This window comes from Sphingobium cloacae (assembly GCF_002355855.1).
In the GTDB taxonomy this organism is placed as follows: domain Bacteria; phylum Pseudomonadota; class Alphaproteobacteria; order Sphingomonadales; family Sphingomonadaceae; genus Sphingobium; species Sphingobium cloacae.
Map to the genome: position 1 here is coordinate 324,482 of NZ_AP017655.1, position 22,708 is coordinate 347,189.

Below are 22,708 nucleotides of genomic sequence, written 5' to 3' on the forward strand. Positions count from 1 at the left end.
CGCAGGTGCCCATCAGTGCAGAAGGTAACATCAGGTTAGAGGCTCCCACTGTCCGTCGCTGGTGGGCATGACACGCGTGGGTCGCGCAAACTGGCCGAAACGGCACAGATGAAGGCCGAAGATGAAGTGGCGTCTTGCCATCGCGGCACTTAAGCTCGCTGATACACGGCTATGTGATTTGTAGGAGAATATGGATGATCGCATCCCTCGTCCGGGCTTGCAGGCATGCTCTTTCGAATGATTCCGCGATCCCGCAAATCCGCAGGGAGGGGGCGGGGCTGACCCGGTCCGGTTTCCTGCGCGTCGCGGCGGCGGGCGTCCTGTCCGCCGGCATCGCTGTCGGGGCTGGCCGGGCTTTCGCCGCGGGCTCGTCGGGCATCGCGCCTGTGACGGATCTGGATAAATTCTATGACGCCTGGCAGGACCGCTTCAATGCCCACGATATCGAGGGCATGGTCGACCTGTATGTGGCCGACGTGACCTACATCAATCCCGAGGGCAAGGAACTGATCGGAAAAACCGGCGTGCGCGCCGATTTCGAAGGGTTGTTCGCCATGAAGCCTCAGATCGACCTGCACGACCGCAAGCACATCGTTTATCACGACATCGCGCTGACAACGAACCACTGGACGCTCAAGCTCACCGATGCGGCCGGCAAGGCACAGGAACTGACCGGCGGCGGGATCGAGGTCGTTCGCAAGGAAAGCGATGGCGGCTGGCGTTTCATCATCGACGACGCTTCCCGATCCGCCTCTTGACGGCGCGGCGATGCGCGGGGGTGGCGATCATGATGGAATCGGCAAACTGATGGCGGGGATATCGGCAATGCGGGGGTGGGTGAACATATCGTTGGCGGCGATGCTGGCCGTCGGTCTTGTCGCTTCGGCTCACGGCGCCGAACCCCAGCCGGTCGGCCTTGAGCCGATGCCGGTGGGGGCCGGCCCTTATCATTTCGATACCGCTGAGCAACATGGCATCCGCGTCGACATATTGGCGCGTGGATTGGCGCACGGCTACAGTTTCGCTTTCCTGCCGGATGGCGATGCATTGATCGTCGAACGCGGCGTTCGGATACGGCAGCTTCGCGATGCTACGGGGGCAAAACCGGTGTTGGTCGCTGCGCCGTTGGCGGGAGTGCCCGATTTCAGCGGCACCGCCAACATCCATCCGGACGACGTGCTCGGCATCCAGGATATCGCGATCGATCCCGATTTCGCGAACAACCGCCTCCTCTACTACACTTATAATCGCCCTGCCGGCTATGATGCCGGGGCGCGGCGACTCAAAGTCGTTACCGTTCTGGCGCGCGCGACGCTGCGGGACGGGTGGCTGACGGGGGCGAAGGATCTGCTCACCGGCGAAGCGGCCGTCGGCGTGGGGGGCTCACGCATCCTGTTCGGCAAGGACAATATGCTTTTCCTGTCCGTCGGCGGTCTGAGCATCGGGGATATCCAGTCGGCTCAACGCACCGACAATATCTATGGCAAGATATTGCGGATTCGTCGTGACGGAACCGTGCCGGGCGACAACCCCTTTGTGAAGACCAGGGGCGCTCGGCCGGAAATATATACGTTCGGCCATCGCGACCCGCTGGGGCTCGCCTTGGACCCGGCATCGGGCGACGTGATCGCCTCGGAACACGGGCCGCAGGGCGGCGATGAAGTCAATCGCATCCTGGCGGGGCGGAATTACGGATGGCCTCTCTATAGCTATGGCGTGGAATATGGCGGTTCGCCATTGCCGACCGTGCCGGTCGGACCCGGCACGGAGCCGCCCGTCATGGTCTGGATGCCCGCGATCGCGCCTTCGGGCATCGCCCTTTATGACGGCGACAGATTTGCGGCCTGGAAGGGTAATCTGTTCGTCGCCAGTGCCCGTCGGGGCGAAATCGACGGGACGGGCGCGCTGGTTCGCGTCGTGTTCAACGACAAGTTTCAGGAGATACGGCAGGAATCCTTGCTGGAAAGCCTCCACCAGCGCTTCAAGGACGTGCGTCAGGGGCCTGATGGATTGCTCTATGCGCTGACCGACGAGAGCGACAGCGTGCTGCTTCGCATCAGTCCGGCACCGCGCCCGTCGCGCTAGAGTATTTCCAGTTGGTAGTTTACGGTCCCGGAGAAGGCATCATCGAAAGGCTTCCAGAACCGTGGGATAGGCGGAACATCCCGTTGCAGGCGGCATGGAATTGACGATGAATATGTCTTTTTCATATATATGAGCGATATCTTCGGCGAAGGATAGCGCCCGGCGGGGGATCGATAGAAGGGGGACGGCACCATGGCGGATCAGATAAAGAACGGGCGCTGGGTCAAATATCCGTTGAGCCTGCGGATCCTCCACTGGGTGCGCGCGGTCCTGATCCTGGGGTTGATCTGGTCGGGATGGACCATGACCGGCCTTCCGGAAGATACGCCGATGGAAAAGTTCTCGTTCTTTTACCATAATCACAAGCAGTTCGGCGTATTGATATGGCTGCTGGCGGTGGTTCATCTCATGATCCGCTGGCGAAACCGCGCCCTCCTGCCGCAGACGCCCATGGGACTGGCGCCATGGGAAAAACTCCTGTCGCATGTCGTCCATCGGCTGATCATTTTCTTGACCTTGCTCGTGCCGCTGCTTGGCTATTCGATGTCCAGCAGCTTCACGCAAAGCGATGGCGTTCCTTTCTTCTTCGTCGGTGATCTGCCTGAATTGCTTCCCAAGAATGATGCCGCCTTCGAGATTTTCGACGCGCTGCATGCCTATGGCGCCTATGCGTTGCTGTTCCTGATCGTCCTGCATGTCGCGGGCACCGTGAAGCATCGTCTGGCCGATAAGGGCGGCGAAACGGACGTCCTGCCGCGCATGCTTTGATATAGTCTGCCGGACGAAGGTTCTCGGCGGGCCGATCGGCCCGATATCCCAAAGCTGCGATGCGTTGGCTTCGCGGGCCATGCCGCTTTGCCTGCAATCATTCTCACCGATCGGTGTCGCGCGGTGATGCACCTGCCCAAATCTCCGATCGCGATGGCCGAAAAAACATAATTTCGGTCCGGATGGGCAATTCCGTGATTCACACGGATAGCCAATTCTGAACGCGCCGATCACCTGAAGGTGGCGGCTGGCGATAATGCGACACGCGCCGTCCATAATATCGGCGGGGTGTCGCGTCATGGTCGAAAAAGGCGCCGGAGAGTGCCGAAGCCCGGTTTTCGAGCAGATAAAATAGGGAATGGAGGGGGAGTTTGATGTCGGTCCGGCCGATCAAGGTCAAGCTGCATCGCTATATCGGCCTTTCCCATCGGACGGCCGGACGGTGGCCATGGCTGCTGCTGCTGATCTTCGTCTCGGGCGTCGCGCTGCATCGGGCTGTCCCCTACGCAATCGCCGACTATGGGCATTTCCAGGTGCAACCGCTGCACCCGGCGCTGGCGCAGCCGCTGACCGACCCGCTCTGGCGGATCGCAATATCGGCAACGGGCATCCTGATCGCCCTCATCTTCGTCACCGGCGTCTCGTTCGTCGGCGCGGGCGCGGGTCGCCCCAACCATGTGCAGTCAAGAGGGGAAAGGAAGCAGGGCGAGGACGCCTGAACGACAGGGGCGACGCCGGAAGAGCGGAGGGCCGCCGCCGGACAGACCCGAACCGCGGCATGACCGCGGCAATAACGGAAACAGGACCCTACGGGGCGAAATGAAGGGAGCACTCTATGGACACGACCAAGGCACGGCTGAAATCCCTGGGCTATCTTTCCCTGGCTGGTGTGATCGCCGTCGGATTGGGCTGGACCCCTGCCGCGACCGCGCAGGATGGGGGAACGAGGGGCAGCGGCGATGAGATCATCGTTACCGCCCAGAAGCGGGAAGAGCGGTTGAAGGATGTGCCTGTGCCGGTCACGGCGGTCACCTCCGACGCCTTGCTCAGCCAGAATCAGACGAGGGCGCAGGATTTCTTTTCGAACGTGCCGGGCGTCAACCTCCAGTTCCAGAATAACCGGGCGCAACTCGCCATTCGCGGCATCACGACAAGCCCGGTGACCGGGAACCCCGTCGTCGGCTTCACCATCGACGATGTGCCCTATGGCTCGTCGACGGGGCAGGGCGGCCTGTTCGGCGCCGCGCCGGACCTCGATCCGGCCGAGCTGGCGCGGATAGAGGTGCTGCGCGGTCCGCAGGGGACCCTTTATGGCGCGAGCAGCATTGGCGGTCTGGTGAAATATATCACGGTCGATCCCGACATGAACGCCTTCAGCGGGACGATCGCCGGAGGGCTTCAGCATATCTCCGGCTCCGGCGGCGACTTCGGCTATAATGTTCGCGGCGCGGTTAACATTCCAGTTTCGGAAACGCTTGCGGTGCGCGCCAGCGCCTTCCACCGGGACGATGCCGGTTATATCGACAATGTGGTCACCGGCGTCAGGAACGTGAACCAGTCGAAAGTGTCGGGCGGCCGCTTGTCCGCCCTGTGGAAGCCGGTGGAGGGCCTGTCGGTCAAGCTGTCCGGCTTGTATCAGGATCGCAATATCTATGGCACGTCGAACATCGACTCGCGGCTGGGCGACCTGCGGCAGAGCGACCAGTTCCGCGCGGGCCGCAGCAATACCAAGACCCAGTTGTACAGCGCCGTCGTGACCGCCGACCTCGGCGCGGTCGAGCTCACATCGATCAGCGCCTATTCGAAGAGCAAGAATTACGATTTCGTCGACTTCACGGCGTCGCCGCTCACCGGATTCCTGTTTCCCATGGTGTTCCCCGACGTGACCGATTTCGGGAACGTCCTGCGCCAGGGCTATAATGTGAACAAGATTTCGCAGGAAACACGCTTGGCCGGTTCGGTCGGGGACAGCATCGATTGGATCGTCGGCGGTTTCTACACGCGTGAGAAAGCCAAATACACGATCGACACCTTCGCCACCAATCCGACCAATGGCGATATATACGGCGCCCCCGTGATCTGGCGCGACAATGTGACTTTCAAGGAATATGCCGCGTTCGCCAATATAACCGCCCGGCTGTCGGAGCAGTTCGACGTGCAGTTCGGTGGGCGATACAGTGAAAACCGCCAGAACATGCATCATCGGGAATGGGTGCAAACCTCTCCGGGAGAGGTGCCGGACGGCTATTTCACCAACCCCAGGGCAAAAGGGCACAGCTTCACCTATCAGGTGACGCCACGGTTCAAGCCCTCGCGCGATCATATGATCTACGCGCGCGTCGCGTCGGGCTATCGCCCTGGCGGCCCCAATGCGGGCTGCAATCCCGATCCGGTCGAACCCGTGCCGTGCCAGTTCCTTCCCGACGAGGTGGTGAACTACGAACTGGGCGCGAAGGGCGACCTGTTCGGGCGCGTCTTGTCCTATGACCTGTCGATATACCATATCGACTGGAAGGACATTCAGGTCACACAGGTGTCGAGCCTTGGAACGTTCACCTTCAACACCAATGCGGGCAAGGCCCGAAGCCAGGGTGTGGAACTGTCCTTCGACGCCAGGCCCACCGACGGGCTGACGCTTACTTTATGGGGCGCCTATACCGATGCGGAACTGCGCGAAGGGATCGCCTCCGGGACGATCTTCGCTGCCAAGGGTGATCGCCTGCCGTTCTCGAGCCGCTATTCCGGTCGCTTCTCGATCAACTATGAAGCGGATATATCGTCCAGCCTGAACGCTTTTGCCGGCGGTTCGCTCACCTATGTCGGGAAGCGCAAGGGCGAGTTCGTCTCTTCCGAGCCGGAAGCCGTGCTGCGCCAGACCTATCCTTCCTATGCGCAACTCGACCTGAACGCGGGCGTGAAATCCGGCGGTTGGCGTGTGAGCATGTTCTTGCAGAACGCGACCAACAAGCGCGGCGTCACCGGCGGCGGCTATTACAACCAGACCTCGTTCAATCAATTCTGGTTCAATTATATCCAGCCGCGCACCTTCGGCCTCAATGCCGAATATTCCTTCTGATCCCATCCGAAGACCGTATGCACGGGCGGAAGCCGCTTCGCCCGTGCATACGTGCAATACTTACGGCGTTTCGGGCGTCAGGGCGCGATCATGTTCACCGCCGCGGTCGATGAGCTTGGAACCCTTGATAGCGCCTGAAGCCTTGAGTTTGAGGTGCACGGTTTCAAAACCCCGGTTCTGCCAGTGCCAGCCGTGGATGCCGCTGAACGCCGCGACATAGCTTCCGGCCAGATGGTCGGCCTTGGCGATGCTGTAGCTTTCGGTCAATTCCTCGCCGCCGTCGAAGGGGTGCGCGTGCATGTCATAATTGACCGGCGTGGAGGCGGTCCATTCGAAGCTCACCGGCTGGTCCTTATCGATCACATATTTGAGCTCGATGCTTTCATAGGGCTGGAGGTCATAGGTCCAGTAATCGCTGGCGCCCGCCTCGCTCGGCATTTTTTCGCCGGGCGTGAAGACGCCCTTGCGCTGGACGCCGCGTTCGAGGAACCGGGCGGCATCGGGATTGGCCATGTCGGACAATCCCGTCGCCTCGCCCATTCCCGTCGGATCGATCCCGGTTTCGGCCGGGAGCACGAACAGGACGACGATCGCGGCCCCGACGGCGATCGCCGCGCCTGCGGTGAGGAGGAGGCCGCGTCGCGACGGCAGTCTGACTTCTGTTTCGCTCATGATTCAAGATACCTCGTGATTTGATGACCGGTGAGAAGAATGCCGCAGGCGATCAACGCCAGGTTGGCGGCGAATGCGCCCCGCGCGAAACCCTTCGTGCTGCGCCAGAAACCCAGCAACGTCACGAGGAACGCCAGCACGAGGCATTGTCCCAGCTCGACCCCCAGATTGAAGCCCACCAGATTGATCATGAGGCCGTTGCCCGACAAGCCCAGTTCTCCCAGTTTCGTCGCGAGGCCGAGGCCGTGAACCAGTCCGAACAGCAGCACCGCAACCCTGGGATCGATCGATAGGCCTACCCGCTGGAAACCGCCGATATTCTCCACCCCCTTGTAGACGACGGACAGCCCGATCACCGCGTCGACGAGGTGGGAATTGGCATGAATGTCGAGGAGGACTCCTGAAAGGAGCGTCGCCGAATGACCCAAGGTGAACAGCGAGACATAGAGCAGGACATCCCTCAGGCGCGTCAGATAGAAGACGACGCCGGCAAGGAAGAGGATATGGTCATATCCCGTCACCATATGCTTGGCGCCGAGATAGAGAAAGGGCAGGAAGGCCGGGCCATCGGCCCCCTGCACGAAGGCCCGGTCTCCCGCCGCGACATCGTGCGCCAGGGCGACGAAAGGCCATAAGCCGAGCGCCAGCGCCCACAGCAGCGCCAGCGCCGGGCGCGGAAAGAGCGGCCATAGCCTCAAGGCGCGTCAGGACCGGCTGTGGGCGGCTGGCTGCCGGCCAGCGGGAGGTAGACTTCGTGGCAGGCGCTGCACACATTGTACATCATCCCGCCCAGTTCGAGCACCTTGTCGGCCTTGCGGGATTCGGCCGCTTCCGCTGCCCGTGCGGCCACGTCGGAAAGGCCCTTCGCAAAGTCGTGCCAGTCCTGCCCGCGATACTGGGCATAGGCGGGCGTCAGCATGAGATCGGCGTATCGCCCCACGCTTTCGGCCGCCTCGCGGGTCTGGACCCAATCGGCATCGGTGCGCGGCATGATTTCATGAAGGCCGTTTTCGTCGCTGATATATTTCACGGCATTCCAGTAGACTTTTGCCGCCGGTTCGATCTTCCCCACCATCAGCTCATGCGTGTCGGCCGGTTCCGCCACCGGCGATGGATCGGCTTTCCGGTCGCAGCCGCCGACGAGTGCGGCCCCCATGGCCAGTGCGGTCATTTTTGTTCTCATGCCTGCCTCTTTGTCAGGCCGCTCCCGCGGCTGGACGTGATGGATATATGGATCGTCCGCAGCCTGTCAGTCGCGGCGCACGTGCCAAGATAGTTGCCGTTACACTCCCGTTACAGCAGGGGCGCGGCGAACCCGCTCAGGAACTATAGCCAATCCCGGCGCGAAAGGTCCGCGGCTGAGCCGGCCTTCGGCAGGCGCGCTGCCGGAGCCGGGAATGTGCCCCCAATCCCTTGCCTGCGCTGTGGCCGAACATCAGGATGTTGACGTTGCTGGCGGTGTCGGCCGCCGGGGCGGCGCCAGCCGTGGGATATGTCGCATGAAGGCTCCGGGATTTTTGAATGACGCTCTGGATGACGGGCATCGTTATTCCTCTCGGACATTTTTCGGCGTGCCGCCCGTTATTTACGGTTCTTCCCATGTTAAGGTTCGTGAAAGAGGAAGCGGCGATCGCTCCCGCCGGTCGCCGCCATGGCCCGGCATGCTGGCCGGAAACCTCCCCGAATAAGCGGCTTTGGAGAGGAGGCGGAGCGAAGGAGGGCGCCGCATCCGGCTGCCCGTCATTGCGCCGCCGTCGAGGCGTGGTTCTCGCTTCTCCAGGGCTGGAATCAGGCACGTTTCCAAAGGGAATGTCGCCGTAGCGAACCGTTTCAAACGAGTCTTTTCCAAATCTCGCGTCTATGCCTTGTTGCGCGGCCGGTAGATCGATCGAAGGCGGTGTGCCTGTTTGACCCTGCGATCAAAAGCAGGCCGGTTTTTGAGGGAGAGTTTCCACAATATGTCCATCACATCTTTTAGCGATTGGCTGTACGCCACGCCGGTTGCGACCTCGATCCGCGACACGACATGGGTGATCCCCACGGTCCAGAGCATCCATATCCTCGCCATCGGCGTCATCGTCGGTTCGGCGATCGTTTCCGACCTGAGGCTCGCGGGAGTGATCGCGACCGATGAAAGCCCGCGCGCCGTTGCTCGCCGCTACCTGCCGTGGATGTGGACGGCCCTCGTCGTATTGCTGACCACCGGCCTCATACTCGTCGTCGCCGAACCGGGCCGTACCTTGGGCAACACGATCTTCTGGCTGAAGATGGCGCTCGTCCTGTTCGCGTTCGTGCTGACCCTCATGTTTCGCAAGCCGCTGCTCGATCCGGCTTTCGAACATGACCGTGCCCATTGGCAGGCGATCGCGAAGCCTGCCGCCTGGATATCGCTCGTGGTGTGGATCGTGGTCATCTTCTGCGGCCGCTGGATCGCTTACACCTGATCCTGAACACCGCGCGAATCCCGAAATGAAATATAGGAAAATGAGGGGCTGTCATGTCTTTGGATAATCTGCTGCGCAACATTTACGACTTGTCGATTTCCGACTGGATCCGGGCCAATGTCAGCGCCTTTCCGATGCTTGAATCGCTGCATGTGCTGGCGTTGACGATGGTTTTCGGCACGATCCTGATCGTCGACCTGCGATTGCTCGGCATCGTGTCCCATCGGCGCAGCGCCCGTAAGTTGATCGTCGAATTGCTGCCTTATACCTGGGTTGCGTTCGTCCTGGCCGTGATCACAGGCAGCCTGCTGTTTGCCTCCAATGCCTTGTCCTATGCCCATAATCCGCAGTTCCTGTGGAAGATGGTGGCGATTGCCGCCGCGGGCATCAACATGGGGATTTTCCATATGACGGCTTATCGCCGCATCGTCGACTGGGACGATGCGCTGCCGCCGCCGATGGTTGCCCGGGTTGCCGGCGCCACCTCGCTCATCCTGTGGACCGTGGTCATATTCCTGGGCCGCTGGATCGGGTTCACGCTCGAAACCGTTTTTTGAGTTTTCGTTCATGGCCGTCGGCGCGGGCCGGCGGCCGTCAGAGGAGTTGATGATGGCTGGAAGACCTTTGGAAGTCCGCGAGGTCGCGGCCGGCATCCTGTTGGGCGCCGCCATGCTGTCCATGACCGGCTGTCATCGGCCGCCGACCGCTTCCTCGCGCAGGTCCACCGCGGACCAGACCCTTCCGCCCTTCAAGGCGGTCGCCAGCATCAAGGAATTGATGGACTCGACCGTCGATCCGTCGGCGGACGGCGTTTGGGACTCGGTGGGCGTCATCGTGAACGAGGCCGGCACCGAAAATCGCCAGCCCCATAGCGATGCGGAGTGGCATGAGGTGCGCCGGCATGCGGTATCGCTGGTCGAATCGATGAACCTCGTCATGATCGAGGGGCGTCATGCCGCGCCGCCCAACAGCAAGGCGGGGCTGGGCGAATTGACGCCGCAGCAGATCGAGGCGGCGATTGCCGCCAACCGTCCCGAATTCAACCAGTTCGCTGCGGCGGTCCGCGATTCGGGTATCGAGGCGATCGATGCGATCGATCGCAAGGACGTTAAGGCGCTGACGCGGGTCGGCGGCGATATCGACCAACGGTGCGAGGCGTGTCACGTCACTTTCTGGTATCCGGATTCGCAGCGCCCCGGCGCATAGTGCGACAGCGCGCGCCGACGCGTCTGCTATTCGCGATCCTCGACGGACGGGGTCTTGGCGAATCGGCCCGGCGAAACGCCAGTCCACTCCTTGAAAGCGCGGGAGAAGGTCGCCGTATCGGAATAGCCCAGCTGTTCGGCGGCGACCGCAAGGGGCAGGTCGGTCGCTTCCAGCATGGTCCGCGCCCGCGCTTGCCGGGCTTCCTGAAGCAATAGCCGGAAGGAAGTCCCCGCTTCGTTGAGACGTCGGCGCAAGGATCGTTCGGACAGATTATGCTCGGCCGCGACCGATATGAAATCGAGATGGGTCCGGCCAAGCCGGCGCTCGATGATTTCCCTCGTACGGGCCACGATGCCTTCGTCGCCCCCGGCTTCCGGCCCCATCAGATCGAGCAGATGCTTCTCGAGCGTGTCGCGCAACTTGGCGTTGCTCGCAGGACTGCCGCCAGCGAAGGGGTGATCGAGATCGTCGTTGCGGATCACGAGCGCGTTGGTCACCTGATTGCCCAGCACCGGCGCGCGGAAGAATTGCGCGAGCCGCTTTTCCCTTCCGGCGATGGAATGCTCGAAATGCACTTCGACCGGCGCCCAGTTTGTCGTCGTCAATTGCCTGATCAGCGTCGTATAGCCCGAAATGGCGAATTCGGCGTCCTGCCCGCGCGGCCAGATGCGATGATCCTCGATCCGGTAGCAATAGCTGGCCGTGTCCGCGCCCGCCATGCTCTCGAACAGGGTCCGGTTCTGTATGCGGGACTGGAACAGGACGAGGCTGTCCAGCGCGGCCCGCAGGGTGCCCGAAGCCTGAAGCAGCGCATGGAGGGGGCCCAGGTCGGCGAGCCCGAAACTCGATCCCATTTCGAGCCCCAGATAGGGACGCTGGAATCGTGTCGCGACATGTTCGATCAACGCGACGTAACCGTGCAGCGGCACGCGCTCATAGGGCCGATCGAGTTGCGATCGCGAAAATCCGTGTTCGCGAAGCACCGGATCGATGCGGGTTCCCAAATCCGACACCGCTTCCAGCAGCGCCGTCAGGAACAGCAGCCTGATCGTCGCCTGTCCGTTGCCGGCAGGAACGGCATGATGGGAAAAAGACATATCCCGCAGCGGGTCGGGCGAGGGGGGCATGGCCGATTCTGCAAATAGGGAATCCATAACCGCAATCTACACCATTTCGCGTTTCGGCAAAATGGCTCCATCAAGCCCCGAACGGAGGATTTGTGCCTTTCATGACTGCCCACGCCGCCAGGGCGGCCCGATCCGGGATCGGTGAGGGATGCGCGCCCGCATGGCCCTGCGCGCGGCTGCCGATCTTCCGTCGCAAACAAGCGAGCGCCTTATGAACACCGCATCCCCGATCGATTTCATCTACCTGTCCGAACCCGATATGATCGCGGCGGGCGTTTGCGACATGCCGGCCTGCGTCGATGCGATGGAGGAGATGTTCGCGCTGCTCCATGCCGGCGATTACCGGATGGCGGGGCCCGACAGCAATTCGCATGGGGCGATCCTCCTCTTTCCCGAACATTCGCCTTTCCCCGATATGCCCAAGCCGACCACGGACCGTCGCTTCATGGCGATGCCGGCCTATCTTGGCGGCCGATTCCGGACCGCTGGCGTGAAATGGTACGGCTCCAACATCGAGAATCGCGAAAAGGGCCTGCCGCGCTCTATCCTGATGTTCGTCCTGAACGACGTCGATACCGGCGCGCCGCTCGCGATCATGTCGGCCAACCTGCTGTCGGCCTATCGCACGGGCGCGGTTCCGGGCGTGGGCGCGCGTCATCTGGCGCGCAAGGCTTCGCGGGTCGTCGGGATATTGGGGCCGGGCGTGATGGCCCGGACATCGCTGTCCGCGTTCATGGTCGATTGCCCCGGCATCGATACGATCAAGATCAAGGGGCGCGGCCAGCAGAATATCGACGCATTCCGTAACTGGGTGGCGGAGACCTTTCCGCAGATCAGGGAGGTGCGCGTGGTGGAAACCGACGAGGAACTGGTCCGCGAATCCGACATCGTGACCTTCTGCGCCTCCGTTGCGACGGGTGATCCGTCCCGCTATCCGACCGTGAAGCGAGAGTGGGTGCGGCCCGGGACGTTCCTCTCCATGCCCGCGCCGTGCAATGTCGATGAAGGGATGCAGGGGGCCGACATCCGCAAGGTGCTCGATTTCACCGCCATGTACGAAACCTATCAGTTGGAACTGCCTGCGCCGGTCCACAACATCATCCCTGCGGTGGGGGTGCGCTTCTTCGACCTCGTCGCGGAAGGGCGGATGGCGCGGGAAGAGCTTGAGGATCTCGGCCGGATCGTGGCCGGCGAAGCGCCCGGCCGCCGCGATGACGAGGAAATCATCATCCTCTCGGTCGGCGGCATGGCGGTGGAAGATGTCGCCTGGGGCACGATCGTCTACCGCAACGCCCTCGCGCGCGGGATCGGCACGAAGCTCAACCTGTGGGACCAGCCGGCCTTGCGCTGATCTCTGGCGCGAACGGATGGAAAACGGGCCTGCCGCGCCGGCGCGGCGGCCATGGACGAATATAAGGGAGAATGAAGATGGTCGATGTCGTGAAGGTGAAGACCGGCAACAAGTTCGAGGAAATGGGCAGCTATTCGCGCCTCGTCGCGGTCGATAACCTCATTTTCGTTTCCAACACGGCGGGGCGCAATCCCCGCACGAAGGAAATCCCCGACGATCCTGCCGAGCAGGCCCGTCAGGTTCTGGCCAATATCGCCGCGGCGCTGGCATCGGTCGATGCGGTGCTGGAGGATGTGGTGTCCGCGCGGGTGTTCGTGCAGTTTCCCGAGGATATCGACGCGGTGATGGCCGCCTATGGCGAACGGATGCGCGGCATCAACCCCACGCTGACCATGACCTGCCCGCCGCTCGGATCGGCGCAATACAAGGTCGAGATCGACGTGGTGGCCTATCGCGGTGCTTCGAAGGCGTCCGTGAAGGAATTGCAGATCACGCTCTGACGCAGCGGCCGCCTCCTCTCTCCATCGGCCGATGCGGCCCCTTTCAGCTTGGAAATTCACAGTCATGGCTCCCGCGATCCGTCCGGTCCAAACCTATGCAGACCTGCCTTCGGCAACGGAAGTGGTCGTGATCGGCGGCGGCATCGTCGGCCTTTGCGCCGCGCTTGTCCTTGCGGAACGCGGCGTGCCGGTGACGGTGCTGGAAAAAGGCCGTATCGCGGGGGAGCAATCCTCGCGCAATCTGGGCTGGGTTCGCAAGATGCTCCGCTCGGCGCCGGATGTGCCGTTGGCGATCGAAACGGATCGGCTATGGGCCGGAATGCCCGAACGCATCGGCGCCGACTGCGGATATCGGCAGGCGGGCATCATGTATGTCGCGCGGTCCGATGCCGAGATGGCCGCGCATGAAAGCTGGCTGCAATCGGTGAACGGTTTTTCGCTCGATTCCCGTCTGCTGGGCCGCAAGGACATCGCCGATCTGGCGCCCGGCGGCGCGGGCACATGGGCCGGTGGCATCTACACGCCGTCCGATGGGCGCGCGGAGCCCACGCTGGCCGCCAGCGCGATTGCCGAAGCGGCGATGCGGAAAGGCGCTGTCATCGTGGAAAACTGCGCCGTCCGCACCCTGTCGCGCAAGGCGGGAGCGGTTGCGGGCGTGGTGACCGAGCGGGGCGAAATAGCGTGCGGGCAGGTGCTGCTCGCCGGTGGCGTCTGGTCGCGGCGCTTCCTCCGGAACCATGGAGTCGGGCTGCTGACCCTGCCGCTCGTCGCCTCGGTGCTGCGCACCGCGCCGATGATCGGACCTACCGACATCGCGCTGGGCGGGCCTGACTTCTCTTTCCGCAAGCGCCTCGACGGCGGCTATACGATCACCCAGCGGGGCGCGCTGTTCGCGCCGCTCACGCTCGACCATCTGCTGATCGGGCTGAAATATCTGCCGACGCTGATGGCGCAGTGGCGCAATCTGCGGGTGTCGCTCGGCAAGGATTTCATCGAGGATCTCCGTCTGCAGCGCCGCTGGAATGCCGTATCGGTGTCGCCGTTCGAACGGCTCCGCACGATCGACCCGCCGGTAAACCCGGGGCTCAATGAAGAAGCGATGCGCAATCTCGTCGCCGCCTGGCCGGTCTTCAACAGGGCCGAGGTGGCGGAGGCCTGGGCCGGAATGATCGACGTCACCCCGGATTCGCTGCCGGTGATAGGACCGGTCGACAGGATTCCGGGTCTCACCCTCGCGACGGGATTTTCGGGGCATGGCTTCGGTACGGCCCCGGCCGCCGGACAACTCGCCGCCGATATCGTGATGGGGGCTCCGCCGCTCGTGGACCCGGCCTCCTATCGCCTCGATCGTTTCTGACCGGCCCCGGCGTCAGAAAGACGCCGCGCCCGGATCAAGGCGCATGCACACGGCCTTGGGCTCGGTAAAGGCGTGCATCGCCTCGCTGCCGAATTCGCGGCCCAGTCCCGACAGTTTGTTCCCGCCGAACGGCATCGTCAGGTCGAGCACATTATGCGTGTTCAGCCATACGGTCCCGGCGTCGATCCGGTCGGCCAGCAGATGCGCGCGGTCGAGGTTGCGGGTCCAGATGCTGGCGGCAAGACCGAAGGGCGTATCGTTCGCGAGCGCGACCAGATCGGACGGATCGTCGACCCGCATCGCGCAGACCACCGGACCGAAGATCTCTTCGCGCATCGGGGTCATCTGGCGCGATACCCCGCCGAGCACGGTCGGCTGGTAGAACCAGCCATCGCCTCCCGGCGCCTGGCCTCCCGCCAGGGCTGTCGCGCCTTCGGAAAGCCCCCGATCCACGATGCCGGCGACCCGTTCGCGCTGCCGCAGGGAGATGAGCGGGCCCATCTGCGTCGCCGCGTCGAAGGGCGAACCCAGCCGCAGGCTCTGCGCTATGTCGCATATGCCTGCCATGACATCTTCATAGACCGGAGCCTCGACGAGCAGCCGCGAGCCTGCCGTGCAGATTTGTCCGGTATTCGAGAAGATCGCCGCCGCCGCGCCGGGAATCGCGCGATCCAGATCGGCATCGGCAAGGACGATGGCGGGCGATTTCCCGCCCAGTTCGAGCGTCACCCGCTTCATCGTCGTGGTGGTGGCGGCAAGGATGCGTTGCCCGGTCGCCGTGGAGCCGGTGAAGGCGATCTTGCGGACCAGCGGGTGTTCGACCAGCGCCGCGCCTGCTTCCGCGCCATAGCCCGTGACGATATTGACCGCCCCGGCCGGGAAACCCGCCTCCAGGATCAGCTCCCCGAGGCGCAGCGTGGTCAGCGACGTTTCCTCCGAGGGTTTGAGGACCACCGTGCAGCCGAAGGCGATGGCGGGCGCGATCTTCTGGATCGCCTGCCCGATGGGAAAGTTCCACGGCGTGATCCCGGCGACGACGCCGACCGGGCGGCGCTCGGTATAGGCGCGGTAGATCGCGTCCTCGGGCACCAGCGGGGAATGCGCGACATATTCGCCCGTGATCTTCGAGGCCCAGCCCGCGAAATAGCGCAGGCCGTCGATCGTGAACTGAAGATCGATCGCGCGCGTCACCGCGAGCAGCTTGCCGCTGTCGAGCGATTCCAGCGCCGCCAGTTCTTCGCGATGGGCCTCGACGAGCAGGGCCAGCCTTTCGAGCAGGCGTCCCCGGTCGAGCGGGCGCATCCTCTGCCACTCGCGGCTTTCGAAACAGCGGTGCGCGGCCTGGACGGCGCGGTCGACATCTTCCTTGCCGCAGGCGGGGATCGTGGCGATCGTGCGGCCCGTGGCGGGGTCGATCGAATCGATCCTGCGATCGGGGTCCAACGCTTCGACGAGGCGGCCATCCAGCAACAGCAGCCCGCTGGGCATCGGCGGAACTGGCCGGTCTTCGGCCGGGCGGATCGGGCTGTTGTCTGCGGTGGTGGTCATGGCGCTACTCCGGGAACGGTCGATGGTGCGGGTTGCAAAGGCTCAGGCGGTCGCGGTCGCCGGCCCCTGATCGGCGGCTTGCGATGCGTCTTTTTCCTCGACCTGCGTCGATCCGATGCGATCATAGATGTCGGGACGGCGCTTGCGCAGATAGCGCCCGTGGACCAATCCGAAACCGATGGTGAGGAGGAAGAGGAACGGCAGGTTGTTGACCGCGGGCAGGGTGGTGCCGGTGAGCGCGGAATAATTCGCCAGCGACAGATAGGTCGCGGTGGCGATCAAGAGCCCGCCGATCAGCGGCGCGAACGTCTTGCCGGGCGAATATTCGCCGCGACGCGCGAAGAATATCGGGATGGAGATCGATGTCGTCGCGAGCAACAGCATCAGGCCGACCGCGCCCATCGACGAAAGGCTGGTGGCCAGGTTGAGCAGCGGATCGAGACCCGCCAGCGCATAGGCGCCCACGACCGTCGAGAAGATCACCGTGAGAAGCACGCAGGCGATATAGGGCGAACCGTGGACGGGATGGACCTTGCCCAGTCGCGCGGGGATCACCCCGTCGCGGGCCAGCGCAAAGAAATAGCGCGCGATGTTGTTGAAAAAGCCGAGCGCCGCGGCGAACAGGCTGGTGACCGTAAGCAGATGCAGGACATCCCGACCCATTTCGCCCAGATATTGGGAGGAAATGCTGGTGAGTAGCCGCCCCGGATCGGCGGCGGCGACGGTCTTCACATCTTGCGGGGAAATGGCGAGGATGAGGCACCATGTCGACAGCACGTAGAAGGTTCCGAGCACGAGGATGGCGCCATAGGTCGCGCGCGGGATGGTCACTTCGCGGTTCTTCGCTTCCTCCTGGTAGATCGCCGTCGCCTCGAAACCGATGCAGCCGTTGATCGCGTAGATCACCGATATGCCAAGGCCGGGGGCGAAGACGGCGGCGGGGGTGAAGCTGCTGAAATCCAGACCGGCAAAACCCTTGTCGATCAGGATGAGTATGTCGATCAGGGCGATGATGCCCACTTCGAGAAGCAGCGCGGCGGTCAGCACCTTGGCCGCCATCGTGATCTTGTGAAAGCCGAGCCAGGCGATCACCGCGATGCTGACGACCGCCCACATTTCCCAGCGCGTGGCGAAGCCAAGGACATCCGTGGTGAAATGCGACGCGAAATAGCATAGCGCGCCAAGGCAGGATGTCGCCGCGCAGATATAGGCGACAAGGGCGGTATAGGCGGCGGCAAGGCCGGCCTCCTTGTTCAGGCTCGCCGCGATATAGGCGTAGAAGGCGCCCGCGTTGCGCACATGGGGAAGCATGCGGACATAGCCGACGGCGAACAACAGCATGACGAGGCAGATCGCGAGCTGGGTGCCCGGCATGCCGACGCCGTTTCCGAAGGCGAGGGCCAGCGGTATCAGCCCGGCCAGCACGCCCATGGGCGCGGCGCATGCCAGGATCATGAAGATGATGTCGCCTGTGCCCAGCATGCCGGGGAAAAGGCCCTTGCCGGCCGAGCCGCTGCCTCCGGAACCGTTGCTCATGTTAACCGCCTCGTCCCTCTTTTATCTATATGGTTCGGATCAGCGTCGCAGGAAATGACATATCCCTGCGGCGCGATATTGCCCCGGCGACCCAAAATTTTGTATTCTCGGCCAAGGCTGGGGGATTGGCGCCGCTCCGTCAAAGCGCCATGGCGACAGAGCGACGGTTGATCATTGTTGCACGAGCGCCATCACGCGCAACGGACTGCCTGAACCTCCCTTGATTTTCAGCGGCATGGCGACGATCACCGCCCCTCTTACGGGAAGCTGGTCGATGTTCGTCAGGCATTGCAGGCCGTAACGCCCGTTGCCGTGAAGGATCGAATGGGCGGGCAGCGGCTCGTCGAAATTCGACGCCTGCCCCGCATCGGTGCCGACCGTCTCCACGCCCAGGCCCACGCAGTCGCGTTCCTGCACCAGAAAGCGCATCGCGTCGGCGTCCGGCCCGGGCGAGTGCGCGCCGTCCTCCTTCAGGTTGAGATAGGAGAGGGTGCCGACCCTCTTCGACCAGTCGCTGCGCAGCAGAACCCAGTGTCGCGGCGGAATCGGTCCGTTGCGCTGTTCCCACTCTTCCAGGAAGGCGCGGGTGACGATGTAATCCTCATCGGCCGCGGCTTCCCGGCTGATGTCGATCACGACGGCGGGATGGATGAAATCCGCCGGGGCCACCATGTCCACCGTGCCGTTGGGGATGTCGCGCCCCGTGATCCAGTGGGCGGGCGCGTCGAAATGCGTCCCCGTATGCTCGTTCATGGAAATATTGTTCCAGTACCACGCGGGTCCGGCCCCATCGTAGCGTGACACGGTTTCCATGCGGAACGGCTCGCACTGGCCGAATTCCGACGGCAGCACGATGACCGGGAAATCGGGCGAAAGCGTGTTGGTGAGGTCGATCGCGCGGATGCTGTTCGAGGCGAGGCCCGCGATCAGCCCGGCGAGGGGATTGTCCATCGCGTTCACAGATTCTTCTCCCTTATGTAAAGCGCGGGATCGGCGGTCCAGCGGTTCAGGGCGTCTGCCGCGAAATCGCCGACGGCGCTTTGCTCCAGCCCGCTTTCCAGCGCCGTGACGACGGCCTGCGCGATGCGCCCCGGCGGCACCTTGGGCGGCGGGATGGACTGGTGGTCCTCGTCGTCGGTGGGGCCGGTCAGGATCGACAGGACGCGCACGCCCGTGGCGCGCATGTCGTGCCGGAAGCTCTGCAACAGCGAATGGCGGGCGGCCTCGACAGCCGAATATCCAGCGAAGCCGGCGTCGGGCGCCAGCGCATGGACGGACAGGATGTCGACGAATGCGGCCGAAGGGCGTCCCGCCAGCATCGGCGCGCAGGCCTGTACCAGACGGGCAAAGCCCGTGACCGACACGTCCATGGCCCGCCGCAGGTCGATGAGATGGCTATTCCCGTCAAGGCCGCCCGCGCGAACGAACCGTGCGCTGTTGACCACGATGTCGAGCGGACCGCCGATCCTGCTCAGGCATTCGGACACCGAAACCGGGTCGGCCAGGTCGAGCGGCACCGGCTGAACGCCGTCCAGCGCCCAGAGCGGGTCGGCCAGGTCGGACGTGCGGGCGGGCGGGGGCATGCCGGCGACGACGAGCCGGGCTCCGGCGGCGTGAAGCGCGCCGACGATGGCCCGCCCGATCGCTCCCCGGGCATCGCTGACGAGGATGGTCCGATCCTTCACCGGAACGACGAACTCCAGCCATTGCCGATCTTCCATGTCCCTACTCCCTCCGGCAGGCAGCGCGAAAAGCGCCGCATTGCCGCCCTTGTCGATGACGAGCCGCATCTCCGCCCGGTCGCCCACTTTCAAATCCGCGTGCAGATGCGCCAGCGCGACGGGACCGGCATCGAGCTGGAGCTTGCCCATTCGCCAGGGTAGATGGTCGCGGAAATAGAGGTCGGTCGTCGCGCGGATCGTCGTTTCCGACAGCAATTGTGCGCCGCGCGGCTGATCCGTCCAGTCGAGCGGCCCCCAGCATCGCGGACAGGCATCGCGCGGTGGATAGGTGGTCGTCGCGCAACGGGCGCAGCTTTGCAGCACGAACCGCCCCATCGCCGCGCGCGCGGACATGGCGTGAAGGGCGCTGCTGCGCGCGCCGGGCGGGACATGCCGTTCCTTGCGCCGCGCCATGGGATCGCGTGGGTTGCGAAGCGGGCGCATGCTCATGCGCAGGCCTCCAGCACGGCGGCCCCGGTGCACACGCCTCGATCGTAATTGACGAGGCCGAAGCCCGATATCGTGGCGATCTGCGCATCGGGGACAGCCGCGCCGAGCGGTTGGCCGGTGATCTGCCGCAGCGCCTCGGTCACATTCTGGAAACCGCCCGCCGCGCCCGCCTGTCCCGCGGAAAGCTGCCCGCCATTGGTGTTGAGCGGCAGGTCGCCATCGATCCCGAAGCGGGTCGCGCGGATATAGTGGGCCACCTCGCCCTTGGGACAAAAGCCCAGATCCTCGATCTGCATCGCGACGATGACGGGATAGTCGTCATAGACCTGAAGCGTGTCGACCTCCTTCGGGCCGATTCCGGCCATGGACCATAGTTCCCCGACATCGACCGCCCAGCCCCCTCGCAATTGTTCCGGCTCGTCCGGGAAGGCATTGTGCCGCTCGATGGTGGAGAGGATGCGCGCCGCGGGCAGGCCCCGCTTCGCGGCGATCTCCGGCGTGGTGACGATGAACGCCTCCGCGCCCGCGCAGGGCATCACGCAGTCGTACAGGTGGATCGGGTCGCAGATCGGCCGCGCGCGCAGATAGGCGTCCAGCGTCAGTTCGCCCCGTTGCAGCGCGAAGGGATTGCTGCGCGCATTGTCCCGCTGCGCCACGCACAGCTTGCCGAAATCCTCGCGTGTCACGCCATAGGCGCGCATATAGGCGTCGGTGATGAGCGCGAAGGTCGCGTTCGGCCCGCCGAAGCCATAGGGATAGACCGCGTCCTGCGAGAAGCGGGAAAAGCCCGCGAGCGTTTGCCGGAAGCTGTCGATATGGTTGGTGTCCGCCGCCACGCAGGCGACGATATCGGCGTCGCCGCTTTGTACTGCCCGCGCGGCGCGGCGCAGCGCCATCACACCGCTCGCCCCGCCGGTCGGGATATGGTCGAGCCAGCGCGGCGACAGGCCCAGATGCTGGATCATGCCGACCGCCGTGTCGGGCGCCGCCGTGAAGCTGGCGAAACAGAAACCGTCGAAATCCTCCGCCCGCCAGCCGGTCGCTTCGGCCAGGCCGCGCATCGCCCGCGCCGTCCAGTGATGGGCCGTTTCGCGCGAAAACCGTTCATAGGGCACCGTCACCGGCGCGCACAGGACGGCTCCGTCATAGGAGAGCCTGCCGCCCATCAACGCTGGCGCTTCTTGAGGGCGCGGGTGTCGATGAATTCGCCGCGCGCCATCTTCTCCTCGACCAGTGTCTTGAGCGCGGCGCGGAGGATTTTCTGCGTAGGCGTGCGCGGTATTTCCGGGACGAACGCGATCCATCCGGGCACCTTGTAATAGGCCATCTGCGCGAGGCTCCAGCGGGCGATATCCTCGGCGGCTCGCGCACCGGCATCGGGGTCTTCCGTCACGATGAGCGCGGCGACCTCATCGCCGCGAATGGCGTCGGGCGTGGCGGCAACGCCGACCTGCCGCACGAGCGGATGGCTGGCGAGCAGGGTTTCAACCTCGACCGCCGCGATATTCTCGCCCGAACGGCGGATCACATTCTTCTTGCGGTCGACGAAATGCAGGTCGCCGTCGGCGTCGCGCGACACGATGTCGCCGGTGTGGAACCAGCCGCCCTCCCATGCCTCCTGCGTCGCTTCGGGGTTCTTGAGATATTCGGCGAAGAAGCCGAAACGCGGATTGTCACCCGCACGGCGCACCAGAAGCTCGCCGGGCGCGTCGCCCGCGACTTCCGCGCCTTCATCATCGACGATCCGTATTTCGATGCCGGCGGCGGGGCGGCCGAAACAATGGGTGCCGCGCTTGCGCGGTTCGCGATTGGCGCAGATCACGCCGCCGCTGCCGGTTTCGGTCATCGCCCATGCCTCCACCAGCGGAAAGCCGAAGCGTTCCTCGAAAGGCGCGTGGAGTTCGCCCGGCGCGCCCGCGCCGAACCCGAAGCGGACGCGATGGTCGCGATCTTCCGGCCCTGCCTCGGCCGTCATCAGCATCGAAGGCATGACGCCCAGATAATGAAGGCATGTCGCCCCGCTGCGCCGGACCGAATCCCACCAGCTTCGTGGATGAAAGCGATCGAGGATGGTGAGGCACCCGCCGACGCTGATCATCGCCATCGTCGATACCGCCAGCGCGTTCATGTGGAACAGGGGGAGGGGCGTCAGCATGCGCTCTTCCCCTGCGCGCAGGGCGATGATCCCGCCGGCGTCGCGATACCAGTCGCCCGAATGGAGGAAATATTCGTTGGCAAGCACGCAGCCCTTCGGCGCGCCCGTGGTGCCCGACGTGTAAAGCAGCGCGGCCTCGGTCGCGGAGTCGGCCTCATCTCGCTCGCCCGCCGGCCGGGCAAGGGCGTGCATGGCCTCATCGGGGCGATAGGCGATCATGGGGTTCCCGGCTGCCGACGCCGCCGCCATCACTTCCTCTCGCCGCTCCGCCAGCACGAAGGCCGCGTCCATTTCCGAATGGCCGACAAGATATTCGAGCTCGCCGCGCCGCAGGTCGGGGTTGATCGGTACGATGGATGCGCCAACGCTATTGGCGGCAAGCCAGATCTCGATGAAATCGGGCCGGTTTTCCAACAGGATTCCGATGCGCTTCCCCCGGCCGAACCCGGCGGCGCGAAGCTGTTCCTGCCTCGCCCTGACCCGGTCGAGCATCGCGGCATAGCTGATGGCCCCCGGATCGATCCCGTAAACCGCCGCCGTTTCCGGAAGGACATAGAGAAAATCATGGTCGGGATAAGCACCGGCCGTCGTCGCGAACCTCGAAAAAATCGTTTCTTTATCCACGGTCTGCCCATCCAGAATCGTCGCGGCTTCAAAGCCCTGGTTATTATTATGCATACGCATATGTTCACATATATATCAAATGGAATCG

General features: G+C 63.8%; 21 protein-coding genes. 11 read left to right on the top strand and 10 right to left on the bottom strand.

Going from position 1 to position 22,708, the window contains the following annotated elements; all coding sequences use genetic code 11:
* Positions 1 to 194: 194 nt before the first annotated feature.
* From SCLO_RS01740 to SCLO_RS01760, 5 genes are all read left to right on the top strand, one after another.
* Complete coding sequence (locus SCLO_RS01740) at positions 195 to 758, top strand: YybH family protein (RefSeq protein ID WP_066518442.1); 564 nt, start codon at positions 195 to 197, stop codon at positions 756 to 758.
* 79 nt (positions 759 to 837) lie between these two features.
* Positions 838 to 2,085 (top strand): PQQ-dependent sugar dehydrogenase, encoded by a 1,248-nt coding sequence (locus SCLO_RS01745; protein ID WP_169800565.1) that lies wholly within the window; start codon positions 838 to 840, stop codon positions 2,083 to 2,085.
* A gap of 192 nt (positions 2,086 to 2,277) precedes the next feature.
* The gene (locus tag SCLO_RS01750; RefSeq protein ID WP_066518446.1) at positions 2,278 to 2,853 is read left to right on the top strand and encodes a cytochrome b; all 576 of its coding nucleotides are present in this window, start codon (positions 2,278 to 2,280) and stop codon (positions 2,851 to 2,853) included.
* 374 nt (positions 2,854 to 3,227) lie between these two features.
* Entirely contained in the window at positions 3,228 to 3,572 is a 345-nt protein-coding gene (locus SCLO_RS01755) for a hypothetical protein (protein WP_066518449.1), read from the top strand.
* 116 nt (positions 3,573 to 3,688) lie between these two features.
* The gene (locus tag SCLO_RS01760; RefSeq protein ID WP_066518450.1) at positions 3,689 to 5,929 is read left to right on the top strand and encodes a TonB-dependent receptor; all 2,241 of its coding nucleotides are present in this window, start codon (positions 3,689 to 3,691) and stop codon (positions 5,927 to 5,929) included.
* Positions 5,930 to 5,989: 60 nt separating this feature from the next.
* Here SCLO_RS01760 and SCLO_RS01765 read toward each other — a convergent pair whose 3' ends face one another.
* Genes SCLO_RS01765 through SCLO_RS01775 form a run of 3 tightly spaced genes read right to left on the bottom strand, consistent with a single transcriptional unit; the run spans position 5,990 to position 7,772 of the window.
* On the bottom strand, positions 5,990 to 6,601 hold the full coding sequence (locus SCLO_RS01765; RefSeq protein WP_066518453.1) for a hypothetical protein: 612 nt from the start codon (positions 6,599 to 6,601) through the stop codon (positions 5,990 to 5,992).
* The gene (locus SCLO_RS01770; RefSeq protein WP_083949111.1) at positions 6,598 to 7,299 is read right to left on the bottom strand and encodes a HupE/UreJ family protein; all 702 of its coding nucleotides are present in this window, start codon (positions 7,297 to 7,299) and stop codon (positions 6,598 to 6,600) included. The genes SCLO_RS01765 and SCLO_RS01770 overlap by 4 nt, the downstream gene beginning before the upstream one ends.
* The gene (locus SCLO_RS01775) at positions 7,296 to 7,772 is read right to left on the bottom strand and encodes a hypothetical protein (RefSeq protein ID WP_066518459.1); all 477 of its coding nucleotides are present in this window, start codon (positions 7,770 to 7,772) and stop codon (positions 7,296 to 7,298) included. Before SCLO_RS01775 ends, SCLO_RS01770 begins: the two co-directional genes overlap by 4 nt.
* A gap of 787 nt (positions 7,773 to 8,559) precedes the next feature.
* On the opposite strand from SCLO_RS01775, the gene SCLO_RS01785 reads away from it, so the two are divergent.
* The 3 genes from SCLO_RS01785 to SCLO_RS01795 are packed head-to-tail and all read left to right on the top strand — an operon-like array spanning position 8,560 to position 10,251.
* Entirely contained in the window at positions 8,560 to 9,045 is a 486-nt protein-coding gene (locus tag SCLO_RS01785) for a DUF6644 family protein (RefSeq protein ID WP_066518471.1), read from the top strand.
* A gap of 53 nt (positions 9,046 to 9,098) precedes the next feature.
* Positions 9,099 to 9,602 (top strand): DUF6644 family protein, encoded by a 504-nt coding sequence (locus SCLO_RS01790; protein ID WP_066518472.1) that lies wholly within the window; start codon positions 9,099 to 9,101, stop codon positions 9,600 to 9,602.
* A 52-nt stretch (positions 9,603 to 9,654) separates the two neighbouring features.
* Entirely contained in the window at positions 9,655 to 10,251 is a 597-nt protein-coding gene (locus SCLO_RS01795) for a hypothetical protein (RefSeq protein ID WP_217998855.1), read from the top strand.
* 26 nt (positions 10,252 to 10,277) lie between these two features.
* Here SCLO_RS01795 and SCLO_RS01800 read toward each other — a convergent pair whose 3' ends face one another.
* Positions 10,278 to 11,378 carry an AraC family transcriptional regulator gene (locus SCLO_RS01800; protein ID WP_231923311.1) on the bottom strand — a complete coding sequence of 367 codons (1,101 nt, stop codon included), beginning with the start codon at positions 11,376 to 11,378 and terminating at the stop codon, positions 10,278 to 10,280.
* Between the two features lie 211 nt (positions 11,379 to 11,589).
* On the opposite strand from SCLO_RS01800, the gene SCLO_RS01805 reads away from it, so the two are divergent.
* The 3 genes from SCLO_RS01805 to SCLO_RS01815 all read left to right on the top strand — a co-directional run bounded on the left by SCLO_RS01805 (position 11,590) and on the right by SCLO_RS01815 (position 14,586).
* Entirely contained in the window at positions 11,590 to 12,729 is a 1,140-nt protein-coding gene (locus SCLO_RS01805; protein WP_066518560.1) for a tyramine oxidase subunit B, read from the top strand.
* A 71-nt stretch (positions 12,730 to 12,800) separates the two neighbouring features.
* Positions 12,801 to 13,229: a Rid family hydrolase gene (locus tag SCLO_RS01810; RefSeq protein ID WP_231923312.1), complete on the top strand. Its 429-nt coding sequence runs from the start codon at positions 12,801 to 12,803 to the stop codon at positions 13,227 to 13,229.
* A gap of 64 nt (positions 13,230 to 13,293) precedes the next feature.
* Positions 13,294 to 14,586 (top strand): NAD(P)/FAD-dependent oxidoreductase, encoded by a 1,293-nt coding sequence (locus SCLO_RS01815; RefSeq protein ID WP_066518480.1) that lies wholly within the window; start codon positions 13,294 to 13,296, stop codon positions 14,584 to 14,586.
* Between the two features lie 12 nt (positions 14,587 to 14,598).
* Here SCLO_RS01815 and SCLO_RS01820 read toward each other — a convergent pair whose 3' ends face one another.
* The 6 genes from SCLO_RS01820 to SCLO_RS01845 form a co-directional block, all read right to left on the bottom strand.
* Complete coding sequence (locus SCLO_RS01820; protein WP_066518481.1) at positions 14,599 to 16,134, bottom strand: aldehyde dehydrogenase family protein; 1,536 nt, start codon at positions 16,132 to 16,134, stop codon at positions 14,599 to 14,601.
* Between the two features lie 42 nt (positions 16,135 to 16,176).
* Positions 16,177 to 17,670 (bottom strand): APC family permease, encoded by a 1,494-nt coding sequence (locus SCLO_RS01825; RefSeq protein ID WP_066518482.1) that lies wholly within the window; start codon positions 17,668 to 17,670, stop codon positions 16,177 to 16,179.
* A 171-nt stretch (positions 17,671 to 17,841) separates the two neighbouring features.
* Positions 17,842 to 18,621 (bottom strand): cyclase family protein, encoded by a 780-nt coding sequence (locus SCLO_RS01830; RefSeq protein ID WP_066518485.1) that lies wholly within the window; start codon positions 18,619 to 18,621, stop codon positions 17,842 to 17,844.
* A 5-nt stretch (positions 18,622 to 18,626) separates the two neighbouring features.
* The gene (locus SCLO_RS01835) at positions 18,627 to 19,841 is read right to left on the bottom strand and encodes an SDR family NAD(P)-dependent oxidoreductase (RefSeq protein ID WP_231923313.1); all 1,215 of its coding nucleotides are present in this window, start codon (positions 19,839 to 19,841) and stop codon (positions 18,627 to 18,629) included.
* Positions 19,838 to 21,007 carry a thiolase family protein gene (locus tag SCLO_RS01840; RefSeq protein ID WP_066518490.1) on the bottom strand — a complete coding sequence of 390 codons (1,170 nt, stop codon included), beginning with the start codon at positions 21,005 to 21,007 and terminating at the stop codon, positions 19,838 to 19,840. Before SCLO_RS01840 ends, SCLO_RS01835 begins: the two co-directional genes overlap by 4 nt.
* Positions 21,007 to 22,680, bottom strand: coding sequence for an AMP-binding protein (locus SCLO_RS01845; RefSeq protein ID WP_231923314.1), 1,674 nt, complete (start codon positions 22,678 to 22,680; stop codon positions 21,007 to 21,009). The genes SCLO_RS01840 and SCLO_RS01845 overlap by 1 nt, the downstream gene beginning before the upstream one ends.
* Between the last annotated feature and the right edge of the window lie 28 nt (positions 22,681 to 22,708).

Excerpts from the sequence above, each read along its gene's own strand:
- SCLO_RS01835 (WP_231923313.1), bottom strand. The coding sequence starts at position 19,841 with ATGAGCATGCGCCCGCTTCGCAACCCACGCGATCCCATGGCGCGGCGC.
- SCLO_RS01760 (WP_066518450.1), top strand. The coding sequence starts at position 3,689 with ATGGACACGACCAAGGCACGGCTGAAATCCCTGGGCTATCTTTCCCTG.
- SCLO_RS01825 (WP_066518482.1), bottom strand. The coding sequence starts at position 17,670 with ATGAGCAACGGTTCCGGAGGCAGCGGCTCGGCCGGCAAGGGCCTTTTC.
- SCLO_RS01765 (WP_066518453.1), bottom strand. The coding sequence starts at position 6,601 with ATGAGCGAAACAGAAGTCAGACTGCCGTCGCGACGCGGCCTCCTCCTC.
- SCLO_RS01785 (WP_066518471.1), top strand. The coding sequence starts at position 8,560 with ATGTCCATCACATCTTTTAGCGATTGGCTGTACGCCACGCCGGTTGCG.
- SCLO_RS01800 (WP_231923311.1), bottom strand. The coding sequence starts at position 11,378 with ATGCCCCCCTCGCCCGACCCGCTGCGGGATATGTCTTTTTCCCATCAT.
- SCLO_RS01845 (WP_231923314.1), bottom strand. The coding sequence starts at position 22,680 with ATGCGTATGCATAATAATAACCAGGGCTTTGAAGCCGCGACGATTCTG.
- SCLO_RS01815 (WP_066518480.1), top strand. The coding sequence starts at position 13,294 with ATGGCTCCCGCGATCCGTCCGGTCCAAACCTATGCAGACCTGCCTTCG.
- SCLO_RS01805 (WP_066518560.1), top strand. The coding sequence starts at position 11,590 with ATGAACACCGCATCCCCGATCGATTTCATCTACCTGTCCGAACCCGAT.
- SCLO_RS01810 (WP_231923312.1), top strand. The coding sequence starts at position 12,801 with ATGAAGATGGTCGATGTCGTGAAGGTGAAGACCGGCAACAAGTTCGAG.
- SCLO_RS01820 (WP_066518481.1), bottom strand. The coding sequence starts at position 16,134 with ATGACCACCACCGCAGACAACAGCCCGATCCGCCCGGCCGAAGACCGG.
- SCLO_RS01755 (WP_066518449.1), top strand. The coding sequence starts at position 3,228 with ATGTCGGTCCGGCCGATCAAGGTCAAGCTGCATCGCTATATCGGCCTT.
- SCLO_RS01740 (WP_066518442.1), top strand. The coding sequence starts at position 195 with ATGATCGCATCCCTCGTCCGGGCTTGCAGGCATGCTCTTTCGAATGAT.
- SCLO_RS01795 (WP_217998855.1), top strand. The coding sequence starts at position 9,655 with ATGGCTGGAAGACCTTTGGAAGTCCGCGAGGTCGCGGCCGGCATCCTG.
- SCLO_RS01840 (WP_066518490.1), bottom strand. The coding sequence starts at position 21,007 with ATGGGCGGCAGGCTCTCCTATGACGGAGCCGTCCTGTGCGCGCCGGTG.
- SCLO_RS01775 (WP_066518459.1), bottom strand. The coding sequence starts at position 7,772 with ATGACCGCACTGGCCATGGGGGCCGCACTCGTCGGCGGCTGCGACCGG.
- SCLO_RS01830 (WP_066518485.1), bottom strand. The coding sequence starts at position 18,621 with ATGGACAATCCCCTCGCCGGGCTGATCGCGGGCCTCGCCTCGAACAGC.
- SCLO_RS01790 (WP_066518472.1), top strand. The coding sequence starts at position 9,099 with ATGTCTTTGGATAATCTGCTGCGCAACATTTACGACTTGTCGATTTCC.
- SCLO_RS01750 (WP_066518446.1), top strand. The coding sequence starts at position 2,278 with ATGGCGGATCAGATAAAGAACGGGCGCTGGGTCAAATATCCGTTGAGC.